The sequence below is a fragment of the Oricola cellulosilytica genome, from assembly GCF_019966575.1.
Lineage (GTDB): Bacteria > Pseudomonadota > Alphaproteobacteria > Rhizobiales > Rhizobiaceae > Oricola > Oricola cellulosilytica.
The window spans coordinates 118,959-125,764 of record NZ_JAINFK010000008.1; the positions used below are offsets into that span (position 1 = coordinate 118,959).

General features: G+C 62.8%; 7 protein-coding genes. 4 read left to right on the forward strand and 3 right to left on the reverse strand.

Going from position 1 to position 6,806, the window contains the following annotated elements; translation table 11 throughout:
- Positions 1-81 precede the first annotated feature (81 nt).
- The gene (locus LC298_RS17255; RefSeq protein WP_131571505.1) at positions 82-1,119 is read left to right on the forward strand and encodes a flagellar motor protein MotA; all 1,038 of its coding nucleotides are present in this window, start codon (positions 82-84) and stop codon (positions 1,117-1,119) included.
- 2 nt (positions 1,120-1,121) lie between these two features.
- Positions 1,122-2,153 carry a peptidoglycan -binding protein gene (locus LC298_RS17260; RefSeq protein WP_131571508.1) on the forward strand — a complete coding sequence of 344 codons (1,032 nt, stop codon included), beginning with the start codon at positions 1,122-1,124 and terminating at the stop codon, positions 2,151-2,153.
- Positions 2,154-2,157: 4 nt separating this feature from the next.
- Here the strand turns inward: LC298_RS17260 and LC298_RS17265 are convergent, their stop codons facing one another.
- Positions 2,158-3,969, reverse strand: a complete 1,812-nt coding sequence (locus LC298_RS17265) for an ABC transporter transmembrane domain-containing protein (protein WP_131571511.1) — start codon at positions 3,967-3,969, stop codon at positions 2,158-2,160.
- 157 nt (positions 3,970-4,126) lie between these two features.
- Here LC298_RS17265 and rpmE point away from each other — a divergent pair, with 157 nt between their 5' ends.
- On the forward strand, positions 4,127-4,348 hold the full coding sequence (gene rpmE, locus LC298_RS17270) for a 50S ribosomal protein L31 (protein ID WP_131571515.1): 222 nt from the start codon (positions 4,127-4,129) through the stop codon (positions 4,346-4,348).
- Between the two features lie 69 nt (positions 4,349-4,417).
- Here the strand turns inward: rpmE and rcdA are convergent, their stop codons facing one another.
- Complete coding sequence (rcdA, locus tag LC298_RS17275; protein ID WP_131571518.1) at positions 4,418-4,945, reverse strand: protease adaptor protein RcdA; 528 nt, start codon at positions 4,943-4,945, stop codon at positions 4,418-4,420.
- Positions 4,946-5,286: 341 nt separating this feature from the next.
- Entirely contained in the window at positions 5,287-5,469 is a 183-nt protein-coding gene (locus tag LC298_RS17280) for a DUF1192 domain-containing protein (RefSeq protein ID WP_131571521.1), read from the reverse strand.
- Between the two features lie 92 nt (positions 5,470-5,561).
- On the opposite strand from LC298_RS17280, the gene LC298_RS17285 reads away from it, so the two are divergent.
- Positions 5,562-6,542, forward strand: a complete 981-nt coding sequence (locus tag LC298_RS17285; RefSeq protein ID WP_131571557.1) for an NAD(P)H-quinone oxidoreductase — start codon at positions 5,562-5,564, stop codon at positions 6,540-6,542.
- Positions 6,543-6,806: the final 264 nt, after the last annotated feature.

Sequence of the window (6,806 nt, forward strand, 5' to 3'; positions counted from 1 at the left end):
GCCGGGCTTCATTTATTTCTGCCATACTTGGGGTTAAGGTCGCGGCGACATGTGAGCGCGGAGCGCTGGGGAAGGACATGCATGGCGTTTGGTGAGACGGAAGAAAAGACGGCGAACGAGCAGAGAAGCGGACGGTTCGATCCCTATCGCCTGTCCAATCCGCAGGTGTTTCTTCTGTCGATGATCATCTTCCTGGTGATTGTCGGCTTCGTCGCCGCCATACTGTATCGTCAGATATCCTCAGCGTTTGTCACCAATCCGGGTCTCAACGGCTTGATTCTCGGCGTTCTTACCGTTGGGGTCGTGCTGGTTTTCCTGCAGGTCATCGGTCTGTTCCGCGAGGTTCGCTGGATCAATACCTTCCGCTCGGGCGACACGCTGAAGGCGGCGCGGCGCGATCCGGTCCTGCTCGCGCCGATGCGTGCGCTCCTCAGCCGGCAGCAGGCCGACACGCTGTCCCCCCTGGCAACGCGTTCGATCCTCGACTCGATCGCCACACGGCTCGACGAATCGCGCGACACGTCGCGCTACCTCATCGGTCTTCTCGTCTTTCTCGGTCTGCTGGGCACGTTCTGGGGTCTTCTGCAGACCATCGGATCGATCGGTGCGACGATCCAGTCGCTCGATCCGGGATCGGGCGATGCCAACGACATTCTCGACACGCTGAAGGCCGGGCTATCTTCGCCGCTCGAGGGCATGGGGACGGCGTTCTCGTCGTCGCTGTTCGGCCTGTCCGGCTCGCTCGTCCTCGGTTTTCTCGATCTGCAGGCCGGGCGCGCGCAGAACCGCTTCTATACCGAGCTGGAAAACTGGCTTGCGTCCGTCACCGACGTGAATTCGGGACTGGCCACCGCCGCCGGATCGCTGGACGGGGGCCAAGACATGAAGACTGTCGCCGAGACGCTGAAGACCATGCAGAGCGGGTCGGGCGGCGGCCAGCGCGCGACTGCCGCCATGGCCAATCTCGCCGAGGGCATCCAGGGTCTGGTGCGCAACATGCGCAACGAGCAGCAGATGATGCGCGACTGGGTCGAATCCCAGGCGAGAGACCAGAAAGCGATCCGCGACACGCTCGACAAGCTGACCGCAGCCATCGAGAAGAATGACGGGAAGGGCTAACCGTGGCTCTCGCGCGAAACCGGCGCCGTGACGGGCGGGTCGACTATTGGCCCGGCTTCGTCGACGCGCTCTCGACGCTGCTGCTCGCCATCATGTTCCTGCTGTCGGTGTTCGTGCTGGCGCAGTTCCTGCTTAGTCAGGAGATTACCGGCAAGGACGCCGTTCTCAATCGCCTGAACTCGCAGATCAACGAATTGACGCAATTGTTGGCGCTTGAACAGTCAAACCGGCAGGATGTCGAGGACGAACTTGTCAGCCTGCGCGCCTCGCTCTCCAGCGCCGAGGATGAGCGTTCCCGGCTGGAAAGCCTGCTCGCGGCCGGCAGCGGCGTCAGCGAGGCCGCGCAGCAGCGGATCGGAACGCTTTCGGAAAGTCTTGACGAGGAGCGCCAGATCAGCCAGCGCGCGCTCAGCCAGATAGAGCTTCTGAACCAGCAGATCGCGGCTCTGCGCAGGCAGATCGGCGCGCTTGAGGACGCGCTGGAGGTCTCGGAAGCGCGCGATCGCGAATCCAATGCCAAGATCGCTGATCTCGGCAAGCGCCTGAATGTCGCGCTCGCGCAGCGCGTGCAGGAGTTGAACCGCTACCGTTCGGACTTCTTCGGGCGTTTGCGGGAAATTCTTTCTGACCGGGAAAACATCCGCATCGTCGGTGACCGCTTCGTCTTTCAGTCCGAAGTTTTGTTCAATTCCGGTTCGTCGGAACTCAATCCCGCAGGCGCCGCCGAAATGGCGAAGCTCGCCGACGCCATCATCGACCTGCAACGCGAGATTCCCGAAGAGATCAACTGGGTGCTTCGCGTCGACGGCCACACGGACAACATTCCGCTGTCGGGCACAGGGCGCTACGCCGACAACTGGGAATTGTCGTCGGCGCGCGCCACGTCGGTCGTCAAGTTCCTGATCCGGGAGGGTGTGCCGCCGGGACGGCTTGTTGCCGCTGGCTTCGGCGAGTTCCAGCCGCTCGACACCGCCGACACCGACGAGGCGCGCGGGCGGAACCGCCGCATAGAACTGAAGCTCACAGAGAGATAGGTGCCTATTCGGCGGCGCCGGCAAGTTCCTCGATGCCCGCGTCAAACTGCAATTTCGCCAGCCGCGAATAGACGCCGTCCGCCATCCCGGAGAGCGACTGGTGGGTGCCTTCCTCGACGATCCGGCCGTGTTGCATGACGAGGATGCGGTCGGATTTCAGGATGGTTGCGAGGCGGTGCGCGATGACGATGGTCGTGCGGCCTTCCATCAGCCGCTCCAGCGCCATCTGCACGAGTTTCTCGCTCTCGGCGTCGAGGGCTGACGTCGCCTCGTCGAGCAACAGGATCGGTGCGTCCCGCAGGATGGCGCGGGCGATGGCCACGCGCTGGCGCTGACCTCCGGAGAGCGTGACGCCGCGTTCGCCGACCTCGGTGTCGTAGCCGTCCGGCAGCGCCGAGATGAAGTCGTGCGCCTGCGCCGCCTTCGCCGCCTCGATCACCGCTTCGCGCGATGCGCCGGGCTTGGCGAAGGCGATGTTGTCGGCCGCCGTGCCAGAGAAGATCGTCACGTCCTGCGGTACGATCGCGAAACGGGCGCGCGCCTCGTCGAGCAAGGCCTCGCGCAGGTCCACGCCATCGATGCGCACGGTGCCTTCGTTCGGGTCGTATTGCCGCAGCAGCAACGCGAAAAGCGTGCTCTTTCCCGCGCCGGACGGCCCGACCACCGCAAGCGTTTCGCCCGGCGCGATCTCAAAGTCGAGGCCCGTTACCGCACTTTCCTCAGGCCGCGTCGGATAGGAAAACGATACCTGGTCGAAAGCCACCGCGCCTTCGGCGGGGATGGGCATGGCGATCGGATCGGCGGGAGACTGGATCGCCGGGGTCTCGGACAGCAGTTCCGACAGCCGCTCGGCGGCGCCGGCGGCCTGCTGCAGTTCGCCCCAGACCTCCGACAGCGCGGCGAGCGCACCCGCTGCGAAAACCGCGTAAAGCAGGAACTGGCCGAGCGTGCCCGGCGACATAGTGCCCGCGAGAACATTCTGCGCCCCGATCCACAGCACCGCGACCACGCTCGAGAAGACCATGAAGATGGCGAACGCGGTCAGCGCCGAGCGCGCCTTCACCGACGTGCGCGCCGCGTCAAAAGCCCGTTCGACCGCGCGGGCAAACCGCGACGTTGCGAGCGCCTCGTTGGTGAACACCTGGAAACTGCGCACCGAGCCGATCGCCTCGCTGGCATAGGCGGTGGCGTCGGCAAGCATGTCTTGCGCGGCGCGGGAGCGGGTCCGGACCCGGCGGCCGAACCAGACCAGCGGAAGGACGATGATCGGGATGGCGGCGATGACGATGGCCGAAAGCGACGGGCTGGTGAAGATCATCATCATCATCGCGCCGAGGCCGAGGATGGTGTTGCGCAGCGCTAGCGAGGCAGTCGCTCCCACTGCGGACTTGATCTGCGTGGTGTCGGCCGTCAGCCGCGAGACGATCTCGCCGGACATCGCGGTGTCGTAGAAGGAGGATGACAGGGTCATGACATGGGCGAAGACGTCGCGCCTGATGTCGGACACGACACGCTCTCCCAGCGTGATGACGAAATAGTAGCGCATGGAACTGGCCAGTGCGAGAACGGCGGCGATCACCACCAGCATTCCGAAATAATCGTTGATCAGCGCGGTGTTGTCGTCGTTGAAACCGTAATCGATCATCCGGCGAACGGCGGTCGGAAGCGTCAGCGTCGTCGCCGCTGCGAGCACCAGAAAGACGGCAGCTCCGCTGACGAGCCCCTTGTAACGCAGGAGATAGGGGAACATGCGCGCGAGCGGCCGCAGGTTCTTGCGTTTTTTCCCGGCGCCATCGTCTTTTGTGGTGGTGTTCATTGTCTCTTGTGGTGCTCTTGAGCTTCAGCCCTGGGTGATGTATAGGCTCGCCATCATTTTTGGAAGCCGTGGACGACGGGTCTGCGGCTTTACTGGTTTCAGGAACAGGGATGGCGGCGCGGCGCCAGCCATTCCTTGCGCAAGGCAGGACAGGAACATGAAGGCTGATATCCACCCCGATTATCACATGATCAAGGTCGTCATGACCGATGGCACCGAATACACGACCTATTCGACTTGGGGATCGGAGGGCGACACGCTCAACCTCGATATCGACTCCAAGTCTCACCCGGCTTGGACCGGCGGCCAGCAGAACCTGGTCGATCGCGGCGGCCGCGTCTCCAAGTTCAAAAAGCGTTACGAAGGTCTCGGCGTCTGATCCGATGTTCTTCGCGAAAATAAAAAAGCCCGGATGTCTCGTCCGGGCTTTTTTGTTGATCGCTTCGCTCTAACGGTGCGCGAACGCCGTGCGCAGAAGTTCGAGCTGCGAGCCGACAGGGTTTTCGTCGGACGCGTATTCCTCGTCGACCGTCTCGTCCTCACTGAAGAGATCCCGGTCGAGCCGGTGGACATAGGTCTGCAGGCGCAGCGAGCGCGTCACCAGCAACTTGAAGGGGTCGGGTAATTCATTCCAGCCGACGACGTCGGCCTTCGCCGATGAGGTGTCGAGCCGGATCTTCTGCTTTTCCGACATCATCTGCTCGCGGCTCATCTCGCCGGAGTTCAGCGCGCGCTGCAGCAGCAGCCATGATGCGATCTGCATGAGGCGGGTCGTCAGGCGCATGGATTCGGCGGCGTAGAGCGTGGCGGCTACGCGGCCCAGCTGCTTGGCCGCGGTCCTGCCGTCGCCGTCAAGATAGGCGGCGGTCTCCTCCACCAGCCCCATGCCGTCAGCGTAGAGTTTCTTGAACGCCGCCGACGAAGCCTTGCGTTCGATAAAATTGATTGTGTTGGATCGCTCCAGCAATTTCGACATACCCGCTACCCTGACTCGACGCGCCACTTATTGTGACTGGTGTATGTGCGGTGGCGTCTTCGCACACCGCCATATTGCGGCTGTTCACAGCTCAGCGCAACAACATGCTTAATGCAGGGTTAACGGCGGTCGCGTCTCCGTCCCCGGCTGAACCGCAAGGCAAAAAAAAGAGCCACGCGAAGCGGCTCTCAGGAGTTAAACAGGGAGGCGTCAAACAAAGCAACGATGTCGCTCTGGATGAGTCCGGAACAATCCGGACGAGAAGAGTAAACACCTGTAAAGCTTAATGACGCGTTAAGCCCTCGTTCCGAAATGCAACAATTTCGTCCGACCACCGAAACTCACGCCTTGAAGAAAGCCTCCGCTGCGTTGCGGCTTGCCGATTTTCGCTCGATTTCGCGCTCGAGCCGGGCAATGTCGGCCCTCAGGATGTCGATCGTCTCCTGCAATTCCTCCGCCGACATGAGCGAGGCATCCTGCCCGATGCGGTAAACGGGCTTTTCGACCGGAAGGTCTTCGTCCATCGTGGCCTCCTGCTTGCCGCGCCATGGTCGCAATCCTACAGTTCGCCCGCGGACAAGAAAAGTCGAACCGGGCAGGATCACGCATGAGCAAGATGCAGGCAGTCGAAATCAGCGAACCCGGCGGGCCGCGCGTCCTGCAACTGACCGAACGCGACAGGCCCGCGCCGGGCGAGGGCGAGATTCTCGTCAAGGTGAAGTGTGCGGGGGTCAACCGGCCGGACGTGTTGCAACGGACCGGAAACTATCCGCCGCCTTCGGGTGCGTCCGACATCCCCGGTCTCGAAGTGTCGGGGACGGTTGAGGGGACGGGCGGCGGCGCGACGCGATTTGCCGAAGGCGACGCGGTTTGCGCGCTGGTGCCGGGGGGCGGGTATGCCGAATATGTCTGCGTTCACGAGAGCAACGCGCTGCCGATCCCTACCGGGTTCACCTTCGCGGAAGCCGCTGCAATTCCGGAAACCTACTTCACCGTCTGGCACAACGTCTTCCAGCGCGGGGGGCTCAAGCCGGGAGAAAGCCTGCTCGTCCATGGCGGCACGTCGGGAATCGGCACCACCGCGATCCAGCTCGCGAAGGCGTTCGGTGCGAAGGTCATCGCCACCGCCGGCAGCGCCGCGAAATGCGCGGCTTGCGGAAGACTCGGCGCCGACCGGGTGGTCAATTACCGCGAGGAGGATTTTGTCGAAGCGGCGCGCGAGGCGACCGACGGCGAGGGCGTGAACGTGATTCTGGATATGGTCGGAGGCGACTACATCACGCGCAATTACGCTGCGGCCGCAATCGAGGGCCGCGTCGTGCAGATCGCCTTTCTGCACGGACGAACCGCGGAGGCGGATTTCTCGCAACTGATGGTAAAGCGGCTCGTGCACACCGGGTCGACGTTGCGCGCCCGGCCGGTCGAATTCAAGGCCGGCCTCGCCGCTGAACTGCAGGAGAAGGTCTGGCCGCTGCTTGCCGACCGGAAGGTTCAGCCGGTGATGGACATGCTCTATCCGCTGCACGAGGCTTGGCGCGCACATGAGCGCATGGAGCAGGGCGACCATATCGGTAAGATCGTGCTCGACCTGGGTTGACCGAAAGCAAAAGTCGGCCCCGGAGCAACGCCCTGATCCCTCGCTTGGTCAATTTGACTTGGAGGAATTCGCGGCGGGTGTTCAACGTGTCAGAGAGAAGGGAGACGGAGCCTCAAGGGCGTGGAAGAGCCAAAACGTGGATAAGTTTTTTGCCCGGTTCTCGCTAACCCGTTGCCCTGACTGGTTGTTATATTTTTTCCGCCAAAAACTTATCAACACCTCCCGAGCTTGGCGCATACTGTTCCCGTCTCTCGCAGGAAGCCT